The sequence below is a fragment of the Streptomyces sp. 4N124 genome (assembly GCF_052245395.1).
Lineage (GTDB): Bacteria > Actinomycetota > Actinomycetes > Streptomycetales > Streptomycetaceae > Streptomyces.
On the sequence record NZ_JBQQBS010000032.1, the window covers coordinates 48,427 to 67,660 of the forward strand.

The following is a 19,234-nucleotide window of genomic DNA, read 5'->3' on the forward strand; positions in this document are numbered from 1 at the left end:
GTTCAGGGGCGATGTATAAGCGTTCCTTCGCGGAACCACGTAAAAATACGCAATGGACTACGACTTCAGCGGGGCCCAGAGTGGACCCATGGAGACCTTCGAGAGCCTGGTCCGTTCCGAGTTCGCCCCGAAGAGCACCTACCTCAACACCGCGAGCACCGGGCTGATGCCGGCCCGGACGGTGGCCGCCATGCGCACCGCCGTGGAGGCATCGGCGGCCGGGCAGCCGACCGACATGTTCGCCGATGTCGAAGCCGCCCGCGCCTCCTTCGCGCGCCTGACCCGGGTGCCCGACCGCCGGGTGGCGGCGGGTGCCTCGGTCGCCGTCTACACCGGCCTGATCGCCGCCTCCCTGCCCGAGGGCGCCGAAGTCCTCACCGCCGAGGCCGACTTCAGCTCCACGGTGACCCCGTTCCACATCCGCGGCGACCTCAAGGTGCGCACGGTGCCGCTGGAGCGGATCGCCGACTCCGTGCGGCCCGGCACCGCGCTGGTCGCGGTGAGTGCCGCGCAGTCGGCCGACGGCCGGATCGCCGACCTGCCCGCGATCCGCGCCGCCGCGCACGAGCACGGGGCGCGCACCTACATCGACGCGTCCCAGGCCACCGGCTGGCTGGACCTCGACGCGGACGACTACGACTACGTCTCCTCCGTCGCCTTCAAGTGGCTCGTCTGCCCGCGCGGCGTCGCCTTCCTGGTCGTCCCGGAGGACCTCGGCTCTCTCCCTCCGGTCTTCGCCGGCTGGGTCGCGGGGGAGGAGCCCTGGGACAGCTGCTACGGCCCGGTCGAGGAACTCGCCCACTCCGCACGGCGGTTCGACGAGAGCCCGGCACTCTTCGCCTACGCCGGCGCCCGCCACTCCCTCGCCCTGCTGGAGGAGATCGGCGTGGACGCCGTGCGCGCCCACGACCTGGCCCTCGCCGACCGCTTCCGCACCGGTCTCGCCACCCTCGGCCACGAACCCGTGCCCGCCCCCGGCTCGGCGATCGTCTCCGTCCCCGGCCTCGGCCACCGCCAGCCCGAGCTGAGCAGCGCCGGAATCGAGGTCTCCAACCGCGCGGGCAACCTGCGCGCGGCCTTCCATCTGTACAACACGACGACCGACGTCGACCGGCTGCTGGAGGCACTGTCTTCCTGAACCACTGGCGCGGGCCCGCCGAGGACGCTAGGAAGGGCACCAGGGGTGGTGGTGCCGTGGAGTCCACGGGCAAAACGTCCGTCGAGCTGCCCGCAGACGCGGAGCTGCACCGGCGGCTGGTCTACGGGGACGAGTCCGCGCTGGCCGAGGCGTACACGGCGTACGGCGGCCTGGTGCGGCGCGTAGCCATGCGGGTCACCCGCAGTCCGGCCGCCGCCGAGGACGTGGCGCAGGAGGTCTTCGCCCAGCTGTGGAGCAGGCCGTACGCCTTCGACGCACGCCGCGGCTCGCTGCGCACCTGGCTGTCCATGCTGTCCCATCGGCGGGCCGTGGACTGGGTGCGCAGCGAGGCCCGGCACCGCAAGGACGCCCGCGCCGACGACTCCGCGCTGCACGCCATCCCCGACACCGGGCCCGGCCCCGACGAGACGGTCGTCGACCGGGAGCGCTCCCTGCTGCTGCACTCCGCGCTCGCCGAACTACCGCAGCCGCAACGGGAGGTCGTCCACCTCGCCTACTTCGCCGGCCGCACCTACCGACAGGCCGCGGTGGAGCTGGGGATACCGGAGGGCACGGCCAAGACCCGGCTGCGCACCGCCCTGCGCAGCTTGGCGGAAACTTTGGCCGACCCACCCGATCCGGCGCTCGAAAGGGGCGCATGATGGCGGGAGGGGTACTCGCAACGAACAGGCACGGGGAGGAGGCGCGCGATGACCGACGATCATGAGGCGGTACGTGACCTGCTCGTCGCCTGGGGCTTCGGTGTCCTCGACCCGGCCGACGAGCGGACGGTCCGGACGCACCTGGCCGAGTGCGAGAGCTGCGCGGCGGAGGCGGCACGGCTGCGGGAGACGGTACGGCTCCTGGACGGGCCCCCGCTGAACGCTCCCGCGCAGCCGGCCGACGGTGCGCTCTCCCTCGCCCTGCGTACCCGCCCGGCTGCCTCCCCGGTCGCCGGGCACGTCGCCCCCTACGCCGCCACCGTCGCCGGGCTCAGGGCTCTGCTGCCCGAACTGGAGGGCCGGTGGGCCACACCGGTCGTACACGACTGGGACGCGCATGCCACCGTCGCCCACCTCCTCGCCGCCGACGAGCACCTGGCAGTCCGGCTGGGCGTCGAGGCGCGCGTGCCGCCCTCGCCGATCGAGGAGGGCACGCCCTGGGAGGACGCCTGGAACCGCCGCAGCGCCGATGTCATCGCCCACGAGCACGGTCGTACGCCCCAGGAGACCGTGGCCGACTGGGCCGCGCAGGCGGACGCGCTGCTCGGCACGCCCGAGGCTCGCGACGCCGAACTCGCCGCCCGCGCCATGACGTTGATGGGGATGCGGCTGCCCGTCGCCGATCACTTCCTGGTGCGCGCCTTCGAGACATGGATCCACACCGACGACATCGGCCGCGCCCTCGGCCTCGCCGTCCCGCCGCCGTCCCAGGAGCACTTGAAGCAGCTGGTCCGCCTCGCCGTCCGTGTCCTCGGCCTGTCCCTGGGACCCACCGCGCCCCCGGTGCTGTTCTCGGTCACCGGGGGCGAGGAATGGGTACTGGGTTCCGATGCCGACCCCGTACAGGCCGAACTCACGCTGGATCCCGTCGACTTCTGCCTGCTCGTCGGCGGGCGGTACACCCCGGAGGCGGTGCCGAGGGGAGAAACGGGCGACGCGGCCGCCGTACGGAACGTACTGGAGCGGGCCGCGTCGCTGTCGTGGCTGTGAGGATCACTTCACGGGGGATCACTTCACGGGAGTGAAGTCCCTCGCGCCGATGAACTCCGGCCGCCGGATCGGCGCCGCGAACGGCTCGACCGCCGCGTTCTCCACGCTGTTGAACACGATGAACACGTTGCTGCGCGGGAACGGCGTGATGTTGTCGCCCGACCCGTGCATGCAGTTGCAGTCGAACCAGGTCGCCGAACCCGCCCGGCCGGTGAACAGCTTGATGCCGTACTGGCCGGCCAGCGAGGTCAGCGCCTCGTCGGACGGGGTGCCCGCGTCCTGCATCTGGAGGGACTGCTTGTAGTTGTCCTTCGGTGTGGCCCCCGCACACCCGAGGAACGTCTTGTGCGACCCCGGCATGATCATGAGGCCGCCGTTGGTGTCGTAGTTCTCGGTCAGCGCGATCGAGACGGACACCGTGCGCATGTTCGGCAGACCGTCCTCGGCGTGCCAGGTCTCGAAGTCGGAGTGCCAGTAGAAGCCGCTGGCCCCGAAGCCGGGCTTGACGTTGATCCGCGACTGGTGGACGTACACGTCCGAGCCGAGGATCTGCCGGGCCCGTCCGACGACCCGCTCGTCCCGCACCAGCGCGGCGAACACCTCACTGATCCGGTGCACTTCGAAGACCGAGCGGATCTCCTGCGACTTGGGCTCGACGATGGACCGCTCGTCGGCGCGGATCGCCGGGTCGATGACGAGCCGCTCCAACTCCTGCCGGTAGACGGTGACTTCGTCCTCGGTGATGATCTGCTCGAGGGCGAAGAAGCCGTCCCGCTCGAACGCCTGGAGATCGGCCGCCGAGAAGGGTCCCGGCGCGCCGGGAGCCGACCAGACGACCGGGTCCTGGCGGGGTACGGCCACCTCGGCGGCGCCTCGGGTGGGGTACAGGTCCGTGATCGTGGTCATGAGTGGTCAGCCCTCCTCGGTCAGCAGCGGGTACACGCCGTTCTCGTCATGGTCCTCCCGTCCGGTCACGGGCGGGTTGAAGACACAGATGCAGCGGAAGTCCTCCTTGATCCGCATCGTGTGCCGCTCGTGGCCGTCGAGGAGGTACATGGTCCCGGGCGTGATCGTGTATTTCCGCCCGGTCTCGTCGTCGGTCAGCTCGGCCTCGCCCTGCACGCACACGACGGCCTCGATGTGGTTGGCGTACCACATCGACGTCTCCGTACCCGCGTACAGGATCGTCTCGTGCAGGGAGAAGCCGACCTTCTCCTTGGCGAGGACGATGCGCTTGCTCTCCCAGGTGCCGGACGCGGATTTCACATGCCGGTCGGTGCCTTCGATGTCCTTGAACGAACGGACGATCACGGTGCTGAACAGCTCCCTATCTCGGATGACTCGGTTGATTCACACGGTTTCGCGTACGGCACGAGCGAGGACGCGCAGGCCCTCGTCGAGCTCTTCGGGGGTGGTGGTGAGGGCGGGCAGCAGCTTGACGACCTCGCTCTCGGGGCCGGACGTCTCGATGAGCAGCCCGAGTTCGAAGGCGCGCTTGGCGATCCGGTCGGCACGGTCCTTGTCGTGGAACTCCATGCCCCACACCAGACCGCGGCCCCGGTACTCCTTGACGTCGGCGAGGTTCTCCTCGGTGATGGAGATCATCGCCTGCTCGATCTGCTCGCCCTTGGTCCGGGTCTGCTTCTCCATCGCGGACCCGTCGGCCCAGTACGCCTCCAGGGCCGCGGTGGCCGTGACGAAGGCGGGGTTGTTGCCGCGGAAGGTGCCGTTGTGCTCGCCCGGCTCCCAGATGTCCAGCTCGGGCTTGAACAGGCACAGCGACATCGGCAGGCCGTAGCCGCTGATGGACTTGGACACGGTCACGATGTCGGGCGTGATGCCCGCCTCCTCGAAGGAGAAGAACGCGCCCGTGCGGCCGCAGCCCATCTGGATGTCGTCGACGATGAGCAGCATGTCCTGCCGCTCGCACAGCTCGGACAGCGCCCGCAGCCATTCCGGGCGGGCCACGTTGATGCCGCCCTCGCCCTGCACGGTCTCGACGATCACGGCGGCGGGCTTGTTGAGCCCGGAGCCCTGGTCCTCGAGCAGCCGCTCGAACCACAGGAAGTCCTCGACCGTGCCGTCGAAGTAGTTGTCGAACGGCATCGGCGTGCCGTGCACCAGCGGGATGCCCGCGCCGGCCCGCTTGAAGGCGTTACCGGTCACGGCGAGCGACCCCAGCGACATGCCGTGGAAGGCGTTGGTGAACGACACGATGGCCTCGCGGCCCTTCACCTTCCGCGCCAGCTTCAGCGCGGACTCCACGGCGTTGGTGCCGGTCGGGCCCGGGAACATGACCTTGTACGGCAGGTCACGCGGGCGCAGGACGAGGTCCTGGAAGGTCTGCAGGAACGTGCGCTTGGCGGTGGTCGACATGTCGAGCCCGTGCGTGACGCCGTCCCGCTCCAGGTAGTCGATCAACGCCCGTTTCAGCACGGGGTTGTTGTGCCCGTAGTTCAGTGATCCGGCGCCGGCGAAGAAGTCCAGGTACTCGTGGCCGTCCTCGTCGTACATACGGCTGCCCTGCGCGCGGTCGAAGACGGTGGGCCAGCCGCGGCAGTAGCTGCGTACCTCGGACTCCAGGGTTTCGAAGACGCTGAGGTCGGGCTGGGTGATGGTCACGACGAATCGCTCCTCGAAGCGTAAGTAAGAGTGTGGGGGGAGGTCAGAGGGACAGGGGCCCGATGCGGTACAGCACTTCGGGATCGTGCGGACCGTCGGGGAACTGCCCCGCCTCGAACAGGACTTCACGCTCGACGCGCGCACCGTGGCGTTCGGCGTACGAGGTGAAGAGCCGCTCGGACGCGGTGTTGCCCGGCGTGATGGTGGTCTCGACGTCGGTCAGCGGGCGCTCGGCCGCGACGCGCGCGGTGAGCCCGTCCAGCAGCCGGGCGGCCAGCCCCTGTCCCTGGTGCTCGGAGTCGACGGCCACCTGCCACACCAGCAGGGTCCGCGGGCGCTCGGGCCGCACATACCCGGTGACGAAGCCGACGGGCCTTCCGTCGGCGGCGCGCGCCACGGCCGACGTACCGGCGAAGTCACGGCACCACAGCAGATAGCTGTACGAGGAGTTGAGGTCGAGCTTCCCCGAGTCTCTGGCGATTCGCCAGAGTGCGGCGCCGTCCGACACCGTCGGACGGTCGATGTGCAGGTCTGCGTGCAAGTCTGCTTGTGCGGCAGTCATGCGAATTGAATTTACCGAGGGAAAATCCGAATTGCATGGCCGGAAGGGGTTACGTGTCAGCGGTTCATGTGTTATCGCGCGGGCGTGAGTGGGCGCAGGGGACTGAGAGGTTTGGGGTGATTTGACCTGCATATAACGGGCAAATCGATGGTCATGTGTAACGCGTCACAACCGTGCAACCCTCACGAGATCTGCCCGAAACGCACCGGTTGGCGTTCGCGAAATCTTTGTGTTTAGGTCGGTGGAAAGCGGGCAGAAGAATACGGGAAGCTGCTCTCGAATGAATTCCCGAATTGCGGGTCGTGAATCCCGGAATTCAATGCCGAATTCAGGCTCCGGTCACTCCGTCGATCCGCTCCCGCAGCAGGTCCGCATGGCCGTTGTGCCGGGCGTACTCCTCGATCATGTGGATGAGCACCCACCGCAGGCTGACCTCAAGACCGGCCACGGGCCCGTCCACCATCCGCCCGGTGTCCTCGAGCGACCGCCCGGCGATCAGCTCTTCGCTTCGGGCGACTTCCTGCCGCCACACCGTGAGTGCCTCGTCCAGCCCGCGGTCGGGGTCCAGGATGTACCCGCTCCTCTCCCCGAACACCGGCGGCACGTCCAGCCCGGCGAACACCCGCTGGAACCAGTTCCGTTCGACCTCGGCGAGATGCTGCACAAGGCCGAGGAGGGTGAGCGAGGACGGCTCGACGGACGCCAGCCGCACCTGAGTGTCGTCCAGCCCCGCGCACTTCAGCTGGAGCGTGGCCCGGTGAAAGGCCAACCAGCTCTGGAGCATGGGTAATTCGTCGCCGGTGAGAAGGGGGACGGGGCGGCCGTCGGGAAGCGTGTGCGGTGTGTCGGCAGTCATGGGCCGAGCATGGCATGGGGCGCTGAGCAACTATACCCAGGCAGTCTCGGCCGCCCGCCGGGCCCCGTCCAGATCCACTCCCAGCCCCTTCTCGGCGAGCGCCGCCCCCAGCGCCGCCAGACTCCCCTGGACCGCTCCCCGCGTCGCGTCGACGCCGTAGTGGTTCACCCGGATCATCTCCTTGGCCAGCGCGCCCCCGCCCGCGGCCAGCGGCAGCGCGGGATCCGACGCGAGCGCCCGCGCCACCAGCTCGGAGGCCACCACGCCCGCCGGTGCCCGCAGCGTCGTGGCCACCGGCGCCGCGTCCGCGGCCTCGTACACATACGGCTCCAGCCCGCCGCCCAGCGCCGACGCGCCGGCCCGCGTCGCCGCGGCGGCAGCCGCGTGCCGGGCCATCACGTTGTCCAGGCCGTCCGCCTCGATCCGCTCCACACACGCCTCCAGTGCCAGCATCTCCAGCTGGGCCGGGGCGTGCAGCAGTGCCCGGCGCCCGCCGTCGATCCACCGCTCCTTCCAGTCGAGCAGCGACAGATACGACCGGCGCGGCGCCCTGGGATTCGCGGCCATCCGCGCCCACGCCCGCTCGCTCACCGACACCGCCGACACCCCCGCGGGCCCGCCCATCGCCTTCTGCGCCCCGATCACGCACAGGTCCACGCCCCACGCGTCCGGCAGCACCGGCTCGGCCCCGACGGAGGCGACGGCGTCCAGGTAGAACAGCGCGCCGTGCTGCCGTACGACCTCGCCGATCTCCGCGACGGGGTTGGTGTTGCCGGTCGCGGCCTCGGCGTGCACCAGCGAGACGAAGTCGATCTCCGGGTGCTCGGCGAAGGCGTCCAGGATCTGCGCGGCGGTGACCGCCGTGTGGAAGGGCACCGCCAGATCGATCACCGTGGCGCCGCAGTCCCGCAGCCAGTCGCCGAAGGTCTGCCCGTACGGCCCGGTGATCACGTTCAGCGCGGTCGTGCCGGGTCCGGCGGTCCCGCGGATCGCCCCCTCCAGCGGCAGCAGTGCCTCGCCCTGCATGATCACGACGTCCTGTCGGGTACTCAGCAGTCGAGCCACGCGGTCCTCAATGGACGCGAAATGCGCGGCGCTCAGCGGGGGAAGATCGAGGAATGGATGGGGCATCGGGGTTGCTCACTTCCTTCGTGGAGGTCTACTCCGCCGATCTTAGGTAGAACGACTCCACAGCCATCGGTTTGGTTTGAGTGACTCAAACCTTTCCTTATAATCGGAACTCACCGTTCCCTGATAGGAGGCCCACCCTTGAAGACGACCCTCGGGCGCCGGACCCGCATTCTGGCGGCCACCACCGCGACGGCCGGGCTGGTGCTCGTGGCCGGCTGCTCCTCCGACGACAACGGCGGCGGGGGTACGAAGACCGCGGCCGGCGGCGTCGAAGTCGTCAAGGCGGGCCAGCTCACCACCTGCACACACCTGCCGTACCCGCCGTTCCAGTCGGAGATCGACGGCAAGGTGCAGGGCTTCGACGTGTCCCTGATCGACCTGGTCGCCAAGGACCTGGGCGTCAAGCAGAACATCGTCGACCAGCCCTTCGAGAACTTCAAGACCGGCGGCTCCCTCAACGCCGACCAGTGCGACCTGGCCGCGGCCGGCATGACCATCACCGACGAGCGCAAGAAGAACGTCGACTTCTCGGACCCGTACTTCGAGGCCACCCAGGCCGTGCTGGTCGACAAGAAGAGCGGCATCAAGTCCTTCGCGGAGCTCAAGGGCAAGAAGGTCGGCGCCCAGGCGCAGACCACCGGCGAGGACTACGCCAAGAGCAAGGGCCTCGACCCGGTCTCGTTCGAGTCCTCCGATGCCGTCCTCAACGGCCTGCGCACCGGCCAGGTCGAGGCCGTCGTCATCGACTACCCGGTCGTCCAGGGCTGGCTGAAGGACAAGGCCAACGCCGCCGCCTTCGATGTCGCCGAGCAGATCAACACCGGTGAGCAGTACGGCTTCTCGGTGAAGAAGGGCAACACCAAGCTCGTCGCCGCCATCAACAAGGCGCTCGCGGACGCCAAGGCGGACGGGACGTACAAGAAGCTGTACGAGCAGTGGATCGGCCCGTACGACGAGGCCGCGGCCTCCCCGTCCGCCTCATGACCGACGTCACCGTTCAGCCGAAGAAGAAGGGCCTGACCCGGCGTCAGAAGCGCCGGGTCTCGCGCGGCATCCAGTACACCGTCTTCGTCGCGGCCGTGATCGCCTTCGCGGTCTCGGCCGACTGGGACCGGCTGCAGAACCAGTTCGCGCAGGCGGACATCGCCGAGCAGATGTTCCCGGACGTCATCACGCTGGCGCTGAAGAACACCGTGCTGTACACCCTGTCCGGCTTCGTCTTCGGCCTGGTCCTCGGCATGGTGATCGCGCTGATGCGGCTGTCGTCCGTCGGCCCGTACCGCTGGCTGGCGAGCGTCTACATCGAGATCTTCCGCGGTCTGCCCGCCCTGCTGATCTTCATCTTCGTCGGCGTGGCCGTGCCGCTCGCCTTCCCGGGTACGGAGATCCCCGGCGGCACCTACGGCAAGGTCGCGCTCGCGCTCGGCCTGGTGTCCGCGGCCTACATGGCGGAGACGATCCGCGCGGGCATCCAGGCGGTGCCCAAGGGGCAGATGGAGGCGGCCCGTTCGCTGGGCTTCTCACCGGCGCGGGCGATGATCTCGATCATCATCCCCCAGGCCTTCCGGATCATCCTCCCGCCGCTGACCAACGAGTTGGTGCTCCTGTTCAAGGACTCCTCCCTCGTGCTGTTCCTCGGCGTCACACTGGAGGAGCGGGAACTGTCCAAGTTCGGCCGCGACCTGGCCAGCCAGACCGCCAACTCCACGCCGATCCTGGTCGCGGGCCTGTGCTACCTGCTCGTCACGATCCCGCTCGGCTTCGTCGTACGCCGCATGGAGGCGAAGGCCCAGGAGGCCGTCAAGTGACCCGTCCAGAGATCCACGTCCAGGACCTGCACAAGTCCTTCGGCGACAACGAGGTGCTGCGCGGCATCGACCTGGAGATCAACCAGGGCGAGGTCGTCTGCGTGATCGGTCCGTCCGGCTCCGGCAAGTCCACGCTGCTGCGCTGCGTGAACCTCCTCGAAGAACCCACCAAGGGCCAGGTCTTCGTCGGCGGTACGGAGCTCACCGACCCCGATGTCGACATCGACGCGGTACGCCGCCGTATCGGCATGGTCTTCCAGCAGTTCAACCTCTTCCCGCATCTCTCGGTGACCGAGAACCTCACGCTGCCGCAGCGGCGGGTATTGGGGCGGGGCAAGGCGGAGGCCGCGAAGGTCGCCGCCGAGAACCTGGAGAGGGTGGGGCTGTCCGAGAAGGCGGACGCCTACCCGTCCTCCCTCTCCGGCGGCCAGCAGCAGCGCGTCGCCATTGCCCGTGCCCTCGCGATGGGCCCCGAGGTGATGCTGTTCGACGAGCCGACGTCGGCGCTCGACCCGGAGCTGGTCGGGGACGTCCTGGCCGTCATGCGCATGCTCGCCAACGAGGGCATGACCATGATGGTCGTCACCCACGAGATGACCTTCGCCCGCGAAGTCGCCGACCGCGTCGTCTTCATGGACGGCGGAGTGATCGTCGAGGACGGCACCCCGGACCAGGTCATCACCAACCCGGCCCACGAACGCACCCGCCACTTCCTCTCCCGCCTGCTCGACCCGGCGATGGCGGAGGTGGAGGAGGAGACCTCCGACCAGGTGGGGAAGTCCGAGTAGCGGCTTGACTAGGGTGCCGTACATGAGCGATCAGGGTGCGGTGCTGCACGTGAAGGGCCGGGTCCTCGTCGGGCCCGAGGACGTCCGCGACGAACTCTGGGTGATCGGCGGGAGGATCTCGTACGACCGTCCCGCCGGCACCCGCGACATCCGGACCGTCGAGGGCTGGGCCCTGCCCGGCCTGGTCGACGCGCACTGCCATGTCGGCCTCGGTCCGCACGGCCCGGTCGACGCGGACGTGGCCGAGAAGCAGGCGCTGACGGACCGGGAGGCCGGGACCCTGCTGATCCGGGACGCCGGCTCGGCCTCGGACACCCGCTGGATCGACGACCGCGAGGACCTGCCGAAGATCATCCGGGCCGGCCGGCACATCGCCCGCACCCGCCGCTACATCCGCAACTTCGCCCACGAGATCGAACCGGAGGACCTGGTCGCGTACGTCGCCCAGGAGGCCCGGCGCGGCGACGGCTGGGTCAAGCTCGTCGGCGACTGGATCGACCGCGACCTCGGCGATCTGTCGGCGTGCTGGCCGCGGGAGGCCGTGGCGGCGGGGATCGCGGAGGCCCACCGCCTCGGCGCCCGCGTGACGGCCCACTGCTTCGCCGAGGACTCCCTCCGCGACCTGGTCGAGTCCGGCATCGACTGCATCGAGCACGCGACCGGCCTCACGGACGACCTGATCCCCCTCTTCGCCGAACGCTCCGTCGCCGTCGTCCCCACCCTCGTCAACATCGCCACCTTCCCCCAACTCGCCGCCGGCGGCGAGACCCGCTACCCCCGCTGGTCCGCCCACATGCACCGCCTCTACGAACGCCGCTACGACACCGTCCGCAACGCCTACGACGCCGGCATCCCCGTCTACGTCGGCACGGACGCGGGCGGCTCCCTGGCCCACGGGTTGGTGGCGGGTGAGGTGGCCGAACTGGTCACGGCCGGAATCCCGCCGGTGGAGGCCCTGTCGGCGACGGCTTGGGGGGCGCGGCGGTGGCTCGGCCGCCCGGGTCTGGAGGAGGGCGCACCGGCGGACCTCGTCGTGTACGAGGCGGATCCGCGGGCCGACGTACGGGTGCTGGCGGACTCGCGCAGGGTCGTGCTGAACGGACACGTCGTCGGGTAGGCCTGTCGGGCCGGGAAGCCAGTTGACGCAGCGTGACCGATGGTCGCCCGGCAGCGTTGTTCACTCCGTGTCTCACGCCGACGTGTCAACGCGAGCGCTCGCACAGGAGGGGGTACGGGGGTGACTTCGAGGAACATCCGTGCCCGGTGATTCGAAAATATCCACGGGAAAGTCACGTTGGAGTGAAGTCGCGCCGGACTGCTGACTGTTCACTCTCGGTACGCAATTCTTGCCGGGTCCCGAACAAGTCTCCGCTGGGGGTCCCCACCTTGAACGGCAAGAACTTCCGTACGCCCGCCCGGCGTTTCGCCACCGTCGCGACGGCCACCGCCCTGGCCGCCGGTCCCGCCGCCCTGGCCGGCGCGGGGCCCGCCCACGCGACCGACGACGGCCGTGCGCACGCCGTCGTCCTGCGCACCGGGCTCGATGTGTCCCTGCTCAACAAGACCGTGAACGTCCCGCTCGCGGTCTCCCTCAACGAGGTGCAGGCGCCGCAGAGCGCCGAAAAGGCCGCGCTGACCGCCCAGTTGGACGGCGTCGAGGGCGGACAGCCGATCCAGGTGCTGCGCGCCGACGCGGCGGCGTCGAAGGCGACCGTCGCCGACGGCACGGCGCAGGCCTCCACCCACCTCGCCCACGCGAGGGTCCATGTCCCCGGCCTGCCGCTGCTGTCGCTCATCGAGCTCGAGGGCGTGACGTCGAAGGCCACCTGCAAGGCAGGCGAGACGCCGAGCGCCTCCTCCAACCTGCTGGGCGCCGTCACCGTACTGGGCAAGAAGGTCACGGTGTCCACCGGCGGCACGACGGAGGTGAAGGTGCCCGGCGTCGGCGAGGTCCGGCTGGATCTGTCGAAGACGGAGACGACGTCCCGTACGGCCGCCGCCACCGCCCTCGAACTCACCGTCTCCGTCAACCCGTTGAAGCTCAACGTGGCCGAGGTGACCGGCACCCTGACGCTCGCCGAGGCGACCTGCGAGGCACCGACGGCACCCGCCGGGTCCGCCGCCCCGAGCGAGGACCCGGCGGCCGACGTGAAGCCCCAAGGCGCCCCGGCCGAGGACGGGCTGGCCGAGACGGGCGGCAACTCGGCGACCCCGTACATCGCCGGCGGAGCGATCGCCCTGGTCGTGGCGGGCGGCGGAGCGGTGGTGCTGTCACGCCGTCGCCGGAGCTGACCGGCAAGCGCTTCATCATGCGGGTGCTCAGGGACCGGCCAGTGCCTGACGCAGGGCATGGAGGAAGGAGTTGACCGTGCTGCGGTCCCGTACAGCCAGCCGCAGCCACTCCTCGTCCAGACCCGGGAAGGTGTCTCCGCGCCGTACCGCGAACCCCAGCTCGCGCAGCCGTCGCCGCACGTCGGCTGCGCGCGCCAGTCGTACGAGGACGAAGGGGCCCTCGGCGGGCGCCACGACCCGCAGTTCGTCGAACTCCGCCAGCCCGGCGACCAGATGGGCCCGGTCGGCGGCGATGCGGTGGGCCGCGTGTGCGGCCTCCGCGAGCGCCTGTGGCTCCACGCAGGCCTGTGCCGCGGCCAGCGCGGGCGTGGACACCGGCCAGAGCGGCTGGGCCCGTTCCAGGTCGGCGATGGTCTCCGGGGCGGCGAGCACGTAGCCGATGCGCAGACCCGCCAGACCCCAGGTCTTGGTCAGGCTGCGCAGGACGACCAGGCCCGGTACGTCCGTCCGCCCGGCCAGCGCCTCCCGCTCACCCGGCACGGCGTCCATGAACGCCTCGTCCACCACCAACGTCCGCCCGGGTCGGGCCAGTTCGGCGACCGTGCCGGCCGGATGCAGCACCGAGGTGGGGTTGGTCGGGTTGCCGATCACTACCAGGTCGGCCTCCTCCGGTACGGCGGCCGGGTCCAGCCGGAAGTCGTCCTCCGGGCGAAGCGACACCCGGTCGACGGTGTGGCCCGCGTCCCGCAGCGCGGCCTCCGGCTCCGTGAACTGCGGGTGCACGACGACCGGTTGACGCACCTTCAGCGCCCGCGCCAGCAGCACGAACGCTTCGGCGGCCCCCGCGGTCAGCAGCACCCGTTCCGGCGCCACCCCGTGCCGCGCCGCCACCGCCGCCCGCGCGGAACGCCCGTCCGGGTAGGCCGCGAGCCCGCCCAGCGAGGCGGCGATCCGGTCGCGCAGCCAGGCCGGAGGTGTGTCGGCGCGGACGTTGACGGCCAGGTCCACGAGGGCCGAGCCGTCGTCCCGCACCTCTGCGTCACCGTGGTGCCGCAGGTCGTGGCCGCCGTCAGTGTGCATGGGCGTGTCCGCCGTGATGGTGGTGACCGTCATGGTGGTGGCCGTCGTCGTCCGGGTGGAAGTGCGGCTGCTGCGGCAGGCCCACCTTGTCCTCGAAGCCGGGCAGTGCGATGCGGTAGACGCAGGAGTCGCAGTTCATGCGCAGATCGCCCTTGACGGCCTCCTCGTACCGCTCCATCACCAGATCGAGCAGCTCCGGCTCCGGGCCGATGACCTCGGCCGACCGCACCTCGATCTCGGGGTGCGCGGCGGCCCAGCCCTCGGTCTGCTGCTTGACCCGGTCCGGCAGGATGCCGGTGAACAGGAAGTAGGGGAGGACGACGATCCGCCGCGCGCCCAGCTTCGCGCACCGCTCAAGGCCGCTCGGCACGTCGGGCGCGGCCAGCGACACGAACGCCGTCTCCACGCCCGCGTATCCGCGCCCCTCCCACAGCAGCCGGGCCGCCTTGTGCACCTCGGCGTTGGCGTCGGGATCCGTGGAACCCCGCCCGACCAGCAGCACGGTGACGTCCGCCCGGTCCTGGGGGCGGCGCCCGCCCAGGGCCTCGTCCAGCCGCCGCTCCAGCACGTTCAGCAGCGCCGGGTGCGGGCCCAGGGGACGGCCGTAGGTGTACGAGATCCCGGGGTGCCGCTCCTTCTCGCGGGCCAGCGCCGCCGGGATGTCCCCCTTGGCGTGCCCGGCGGACACCAGCATCAGCGGAACGGCGGCGAACCGCCGCACCCCCCGCTCCACCAGCTCGGTCACCGCGTCGCCCAGCGGCGGCGGGGACAGCTCGATGAAGCCGCCCGCGACCGGCAGTTGGGGATTGCGGTGCCCCAACTGCCGTACGAAGTCGCGGAACGCCTCGGCTCCGGCGTCGTCCCGGGTGCCGTGGCCGGCGATGAGCAGGGCGGGCGGCGCGGTGGTCACTGTTTCTCCTCGGATGGCGAAGTGGGGTGGTACAGCAGGGCGTTGAGCGCGGCGGCGGCGACCGCCGAACCGCCCTTCTCGGACACGTTGCTGACAGCGGGCAGCCCGCTCTCGCGCAACGCGGCCTTGGACTCGGTCGCGCCGACGAAGCCGACGGGCAGACCGACGACGAGCGCGGGGGAGGCGTCCAGCGTCAGCAACTCCTCCAGCGCGGTGGGTGCGTTGCCGATGACCCAGAGGGCGCCCGGACCGACCTGCTCGTAGGCGAGCCGGATCGCATGGGCCGAGCGGGTCAGCCCCGGCCCGGCCTCGGCGTCCCGCAGCCGGCAGACGGTCTCGCGCCGGGTGATCCCGGCCGCGACCATCTCGACGTCCACGACGACCGGCGCCCCGGCGTGCAGCGCGGCATGGGCGCCGGCCAAGTCGGACTCGTCCATGACGAGATCGGCGGCGTAGTCGAGATCGGCCGCGGAGTGGATGACCCGTTCCACGACCGCCCGGGTCAGCGGCGGGAAGTGCGAGGTGTCCAGGCGGGCGCGCAGCCGCCGGAAGGACTCCTGCTCGATGGGGTGGACCACACGGTTCACTCGGCGCCCTCCTGCCCTTCCTGCCAGCGGTAGCCGCGCGGCGTCACCATGCGGCCCGCGATCTCGCGGGTCGCCGTGTTGCCCACGGTCACCACGGTCATCATGTCGACCGTCGCCGGATCCAGGGCGGCCAGGGTCGTCAGCCGGCCGGACTCGTCGGGCCGTGAGGCGTTGCGGACGACTCCGACCGGCGTCGTCCCCGACCGGTGCCCGGCGAGGATCGCGAGCGCCTTCGGCAGCTGCCAGTCGCGGCCCCGGCTGCGCGGGTTGTAGAACGTCACGACGATGTCCGCCTCGGCCGCCGCCCGCACCCGCCGCTCGATGACCTCCCACGGCGTGTGCAGGTCGGACAGGCTGATCGACACATGGTCGTGGCCGAGCGGTGCCCCGAGGATCGCGGCGGCGGCGAGCGCGGCGGTCACGCCGGGTACGCCGACGACGTCGATGTCGTCGGACGCCTCCGCGAGGGCGGGGGAGGCCATCGCGTACACGCCCGCGTCCCCGCTGCCGATCAGCGCGACGGCCTGCCCGCGCCGGGCTTCGGCGACCGCGGTCCGCGCCCGCTCCTCCTCCGCGCCGAGCCCCGACTCCAGCACCCGGGTGCCGGGCCGCAGCAGATCGCGGATCTGGTCGACGTACTGGTCCAGGCCGACGAGCACGGAAGCGCGCCGGAGTTCGGCCTTCGCTCGCGGGGTGAGCAGATCCCGGGCGCCGGGTCCGAGCCCGACCACCGCGAGACGCCCGCGCGCGGGACGTCGTACGACCGCACACGTGACCATCGCCGACTTCCGCTTCGGCACCAGCAGTTCACCACCGCCGATGAGCGCCGACGCCTCCGCCACGGAGGGGGTGCCGACGGCGGCGAGCGGCGCGTCGGAGGGGTTGGGCACCTCGACGGCGGCCAACTCCCCGGCCGAGTACGTCACCAGCGGCACCCCGAGCCGCTCGGCCGCCGCGACGATGCCGGGCTCCTCGGCCTTGGCGTCGACGGTGGCGAGTTCGGCGATGCTACGACCGGACAGCCCCGCCTCCCGCAACGTGCCCTCGACGAGCCCGAGCACCTCGTCGACGGGGGCGTTCCGCGAGGCCCCGACGCCGACGACGAGGGACGGCGGGCGCAGCAGGACCTCGTGCTCGGCGGGCTCGACCGTGCGATCCGTGACGCGGATCGTGTACGCACCCTGCGCTGCCACGGGAAGCGGAGGCAGCGGCCACGGCACCTCGGTTACGAGGGCGACGGGTTCACCGTCCAGCAGCGCACGGGACACCGCGGGCACGGCCCCCTCCACCGCGAGCCCGAGCGTGTCCAGCCCCGGCAGTCCGACGGCATCGGTGGCCGTGGTCACCACGGGCTGCGTGCCGAGCAACTCACCCACTTCCACGGCGAGTTCATTCGCCCCGCCCTCATGTCCGCCGACCAGCGACACGGCGAACCGCCCGCCCTCGTCGACGCACACCACACCGGGATCGGCCCGCTTGTCCGACAGCAGCGGAGCGACCAGCCGCACCACCGCCCCCGTGGCCAGAAAACACACCAGCTGCTCGCACTCCGCGAACGCGGCCCGTACGGCGTCCCCGACCGGACCGTCGTACACCCGGGTCCGCTCCGGCCAGGCCGCGGCCAGCCGGTCCCGCGCAGCCGCGCCCGCCGCGGTGGCGGAAATGAGGCCGATCACTGGGCAACTCCTTCATTTTCAAGGGCTTGAGGTACGTGAGGCCTGACGCCCCACAGCAGAAAGACGGGATTGGTCGCCGCGAGCCGGGTCACGTCCCCCGGGAGCGGCGCCAGCCGGGACGACTGCAGCAGCACGCCGTCGCAGGAGAACCCGGCCGCGGTGAGCGCCTCGCGCACCGCCGGGACCCGGTCCAGCGCGGCCATCGCGACGACCACCGTCCGCCGCGCCCGCCGCGCACACGCGGCGACGATCTCGGGCAGGTCACCCCCGCCCCCGCCGACGAACACCGCGTCGGGATCGTCGAGTTCGGCCAGCGCGCCCGGCGCGCTCCCGTGGACCACCTGTACGTCAACCCCGTGTGCGGCCGCGTTCGCGCGGATCCGCTCGACGCCGTCCCCGGTCTTCTCGACGGCGACGACGGCGGCCCCGAGCCGCGCGCACTCGACAGCCACGGAACCGGAGCCCGCGCCGACGTCCCAGACCAGATCGCCGAGGCGCGGCCCGAGCCGGGCCAGGGCGAGGGCGCGTACCTCGAACTTGGTGATCATCGAGTCGCGGTGGGCGAACTCGCCCTCGTCCAGCGCCCATCGGTCGGACCCGACCCCGGGCCCGGCGACCGTCCGCGCACCGGCCGAGAACCGCGCCTCGTCCAGGCACAGCACCACACTCACCGCCGTCCCCCAGTCACGCGCGGCGGCCTCGCGCGGCGTCACCCGCTCCACCCGCTCCCGCTCGGAGTCGCCCAGCGCGGACGCGACGACGAGGACGCGGTCACTGTGCAGCAGGGCGGCCCCCAGCTCGGCCGGACCGGCGCCGGGCCCGGTCAGCACCGCGACCTTCGCCTGCGCCCGGCACACATTGACCGCCGTCCGCGGCTCCCGCCCGTGCGCGCTGACCACCACCGCGTCGTCCCACGTCAGCCCGGCCCGCGCAAAGGCGGCGGCCACGGAGGACACGCCCGGCCGGATGTCGAGCAGCCCGGCACCGAAGCGCTCGGCCAGCACCCGCACGATCCCGAAGAACCCGGGGTCGCCGGAGGCCAGCACGACGACCGGCGCCTGCTTGGCGACGTACGCCTCGATCCGGTCGAGCGCGGGCGCCAGAGGACCGAGCACGACCTGCTCAACGCCCGACGGCAGCCGTGCGGCGTCGAGATGCCGCCGCCCGCCGACCACCAGCTCCGCGGCGCCGAGGACGTCCTCGGGAGGCGGCGCCCCCGTCCCCGTACCGACGACCGTGATCATGTACTCGCCCCTCGCTCACGCAGCGCCTTGCGGGCCTCGGGGTCGGCCTTGCGGTAGCCGTGGAAATGGCCGGGGTGGTACAGGTGCGAGCGGGTGCCCTGCGCGCCGAGGGCGGGGCCGACCAGGAAGAGGGTGTGCTTCCAGAGCTTGTGCTCCTTGACCGTCTCCTCCAGGGTCGCGATCGTGCAGCGCACGACCAGCTCCTCGGGCCAGGTCGCCTGGTACGCGATGACGACCGGCGTCGACGTCGGATAGCCGCCCTCCAGCAACTCCCGTACGAGCTGTCCGCTCCGGGCGGCCGACAGGAAGATCGCCATGGTCGTGCCGTGCTTGGCGAACTCGCGCACCTCTTCCCCGGGCGGCATCGGCGTCTTGCCGCCGCCGAGCCGCGTCAGCACGACGGACTGTGCCACCTCGGGGATCGTCAGCTCCCGCTGGGCGAGCGCGGCGACCGCGGAGAAGGCGGAGACGCCGGGTACGACCTCGGTGGCGATGCCGAGCGCGGCACACCGGTCGAGCTGCTCCTGCGTTCCGCCCCAGAGAGCGGGGTCCCCGGAGTGAATACGGGCGACCCGCAGACCATCGGTCCGGGCCCGCTCGTACACGGCGACCACGTCCTCCAGGGACATCGTCGCCGAGTCCAGGATCTCCGCGTCCTCGCGCGCATGCTGGAGGACCTCCGCCTGGACCAGGCTGGCCGCCCAGATCACGACATCGGCCTCGGCGATGGCGCGCGCGGCACGGAACGTCAGCAGATCGGCGGCGCCGGGGCCGGCACCGACGAAGGTCACCTTGCCGGCGGTGGCATCGGCCATGGGGAATCGGTCC

Annotated in this window: 20 protein-coding genes; 8 read left to right on the forward strand and 12 right to left on the reverse strand. The window is 71.2% G+C overall.

Annotation, left to right across the window (positions count from 1 at the left end; translation table 11 throughout):
• Positions 1-88: 88 nt before the first annotated feature.
• The 3 genes from ACTWQO_RS28570 to ACTWQO_RS28580 are packed head-to-tail and all read left to right on the forward strand — an operon-like array spanning position 89 to position 2,850.
• Complete coding sequence (locus ACTWQO_RS28570; RefSeq protein ID WP_443240234.1) at positions 89-1,138, forward strand: aminotransferase class V-fold PLP-dependent enzyme; 1,050 nt, start codon at positions 89-91, stop codon at positions 1,136-1,138.
• 56 nt (positions 1,139-1,194) lie between these two features.
• Positions 1,195-1,800 (forward strand): RNA polymerase sigma factor, encoded by a 606-nt coding sequence (locus tag ACTWQO_RS28575; protein WP_443240235.1) that lies wholly within the window; start codon positions 1,195-1,197, stop codon positions 1,798-1,800.
• 48 nt (positions 1,801-1,848) lie between these two features.
• Positions 1,849-2,850, forward strand: coding sequence for a maleylpyruvate isomerase family mycothiol-dependent enzyme (locus ACTWQO_RS28580; RefSeq protein WP_443240236.1), 1,002 nt, complete (start codon positions 1,849-1,851; stop codon positions 2,848-2,850).
• A gap of 18 nt (positions 2,851-2,868) precedes the next feature.
• On the opposite strand, the gene thpD is transcribed toward ACTWQO_RS28580, so the two are convergent.
• The 6 genes from thpD to ACTWQO_RS28610 all read right to left on the reverse strand — a co-directional run bounded on the left by thpD (position 2,869) and on the right by ACTWQO_RS28610 (position 8,021).
• Positions 2,869-3,756, reverse strand: a complete 888-nt coding sequence (gene thpD / locus ACTWQO_RS28585; RefSeq protein WP_443240237.1) for an ectoine hydroxylase — start codon at positions 3,754-3,756, stop codon at positions 2,869-2,871.
• A 6-nt stretch (positions 3,757-3,762) separates the two neighbouring features.
• Positions 3,763-4,161, reverse strand: coding sequence for an ectoine synthase (locus tag ACTWQO_RS28590; RefSeq protein ID WP_328367011.1), 399 nt, complete (start codon positions 4,159-4,161; stop codon positions 3,763-3,765).
• A gap of 39 nt (positions 4,162-4,200) precedes the next feature.
• Positions 4,201-5,472 carry a diaminobutyrate--2-oxoglutarate transaminase gene (gene ectB / locus ACTWQO_RS28595; protein ID WP_443240238.1) on the reverse strand — a complete coding sequence of 424 codons (1,272 nt, stop codon included), beginning with the start codon at positions 5,470-5,472 and terminating at the stop codon, positions 4,201-4,203.
• Between the two features lie 43 nt (positions 5,473-5,515).
• Entirely contained in the window at positions 5,516-6,034 is a 519-nt protein-coding gene (gene ectA / locus ACTWQO_RS28600) for a diaminobutyrate acetyltransferase (protein ID WP_443240239.1), read from the reverse strand.
• Positions 6,035-6,362: 328 nt separating this feature from the next.
• Positions 6,363-6,890, reverse strand: coding sequence for a DinB family protein (locus ACTWQO_RS28605; RefSeq protein ID WP_443240240.1), 528 nt, complete (start codon positions 6,888-6,890; stop codon positions 6,363-6,365).
• A 30-nt stretch (positions 6,891-6,920) separates the two neighbouring features.
• The gene (locus tag ACTWQO_RS28610) at positions 6,921-8,021 is read right to left on the reverse strand and encodes a pyridoxal-phosphate-dependent aminotransferase family protein (protein ID WP_443240241.1); all 1,101 of its coding nucleotides are present in this window, start codon (positions 8,019-8,021) and stop codon (positions 6,921-6,923) included.
• A gap of 138 nt (positions 8,022-8,159) precedes the next feature.
• Here ACTWQO_RS28610 and ACTWQO_RS28615 point away from each other — a divergent pair, with 138 nt between their 5' ends.
• The 5 genes from ACTWQO_RS28615 (at position 8,160) to ACTWQO_RS28635 (ending at position 12,909) form a co-directional block, all read left to right on the forward strand.
• Entirely contained in the window at positions 8,160-9,005 is an 846-nt protein-coding gene (locus tag ACTWQO_RS28615) for a transporter substrate-binding domain-containing protein (protein ID WP_443240242.1), read from the forward strand.
• Positions 9,002-9,829: an amino acid ABC transporter permease gene (locus ACTWQO_RS28620; RefSeq protein WP_362948492.1), complete on the forward strand. Its 828-nt coding sequence runs from the start codon at positions 9,002-9,004 to the stop codon at positions 9,827-9,829. Before ACTWQO_RS28615 ends, ACTWQO_RS28620 begins: the two co-directional genes overlap by 4 nt.
• Entirely contained in the window at positions 9,826-10,617 is a 792-nt protein-coding gene (locus tag ACTWQO_RS28625; protein WP_443240243.1) for an amino acid ABC transporter ATP-binding protein, read from the forward strand. The genes ACTWQO_RS28620 and ACTWQO_RS28625 overlap by 4 nt, the downstream gene beginning before the upstream one ends.
• 22 nt (positions 10,618-10,639) lie before the next feature.
• Positions 10,640-11,734 carry an amidohydrolase family protein gene (locus ACTWQO_RS28630; protein ID WP_443240244.1) on the forward strand — a complete coding sequence of 365 codons (1,095 nt, stop codon included), beginning with the start codon at positions 10,640-10,642 and terminating at the stop codon, positions 11,732-11,734.
• Positions 11,735-12,003: 269 nt separating this feature from the next.
• Positions 12,004-12,909, forward strand: coding sequence for an SCO1860 family LAETG-anchored protein (locus tag ACTWQO_RS28635; protein WP_443240245.1), 906 nt, complete (start codon positions 12,004-12,006; stop codon positions 12,907-12,909).
• A gap of 27 nt (positions 12,910-12,936) precedes the next feature.
• On the opposite strand, the gene cobC is transcribed toward ACTWQO_RS28635, so the two are convergent.
• Genes cobC through cobM form a run of 6 tightly spaced genes read right to left on the reverse strand, consistent with a single transcriptional unit; the run spans position 12,937 to position 19,221 of the window.
• The gene (cobC, locus tag ACTWQO_RS28640) at positions 12,937-13,989 is read right to left on the reverse strand and encodes an Rv2231c family pyridoxal phosphate-dependent protein CobC (RefSeq protein ID WP_443240287.1); all 1,053 of its coding nucleotides are present in this window, start codon (positions 13,987-13,989) and stop codon (positions 12,937-12,939) included.
• Positions 13,979-14,899 carry a sirohydrochlorin chelatase gene (locus ACTWQO_RS28645; protein WP_443240246.1) on the reverse strand — a complete coding sequence of 307 codons (921 nt, stop codon included), beginning with the start codon at positions 14,897-14,899 and terminating at the stop codon, positions 13,979-13,981. The genes cobC and ACTWQO_RS28645 overlap by 11 nt, the downstream gene beginning before the upstream one ends.
• Entirely contained in the window at positions 14,896-15,486 is a 591-nt protein-coding gene (locus ACTWQO_RS28650; protein ID WP_443240247.1) for a precorrin-8X methylmutase, read from the reverse strand. The genes ACTWQO_RS28645 and ACTWQO_RS28650 overlap by 4 nt, the downstream gene beginning before the upstream one ends.
• Positions 15,483-17,162, reverse strand: coding sequence for a precorrin-3B C(17)-methyltransferase (cobJ, locus tag ACTWQO_RS28655; protein WP_443240248.1), 1,680 nt, complete (start codon positions 17,160-17,162; stop codon positions 15,483-15,485). Before cobJ ends, ACTWQO_RS28650 begins: the two co-directional genes overlap by 4 nt.
• The gene (gene cbiE / locus ACTWQO_RS28660) at positions 17,159-18,406 is read right to left on the reverse strand and encodes a precorrin-6y C5,15-methyltransferase (decarboxylating) subunit CbiE (RefSeq protein WP_443240249.1); all 1,248 of its coding nucleotides are present in this window, start codon (positions 18,404-18,406) and stop codon (positions 17,159-17,161) included. Before cbiE ends, cobJ begins: the two co-directional genes overlap by 4 nt.
• Positions 18,403-19,221 carry a precorrin-4 C(11)-methyltransferase gene (cobM, locus tag ACTWQO_RS28665; RefSeq protein ID WP_443240250.1) on the reverse strand — a complete coding sequence of 273 codons (819 nt, stop codon included), beginning with the start codon at positions 19,219-19,221 and terminating at the stop codon, positions 18,403-18,405. The genes cbiE and cobM overlap by 4 nt, the downstream gene beginning before the upstream one ends.
• Positions 19,222-19,234 lie beyond the last annotated feature (13 nt).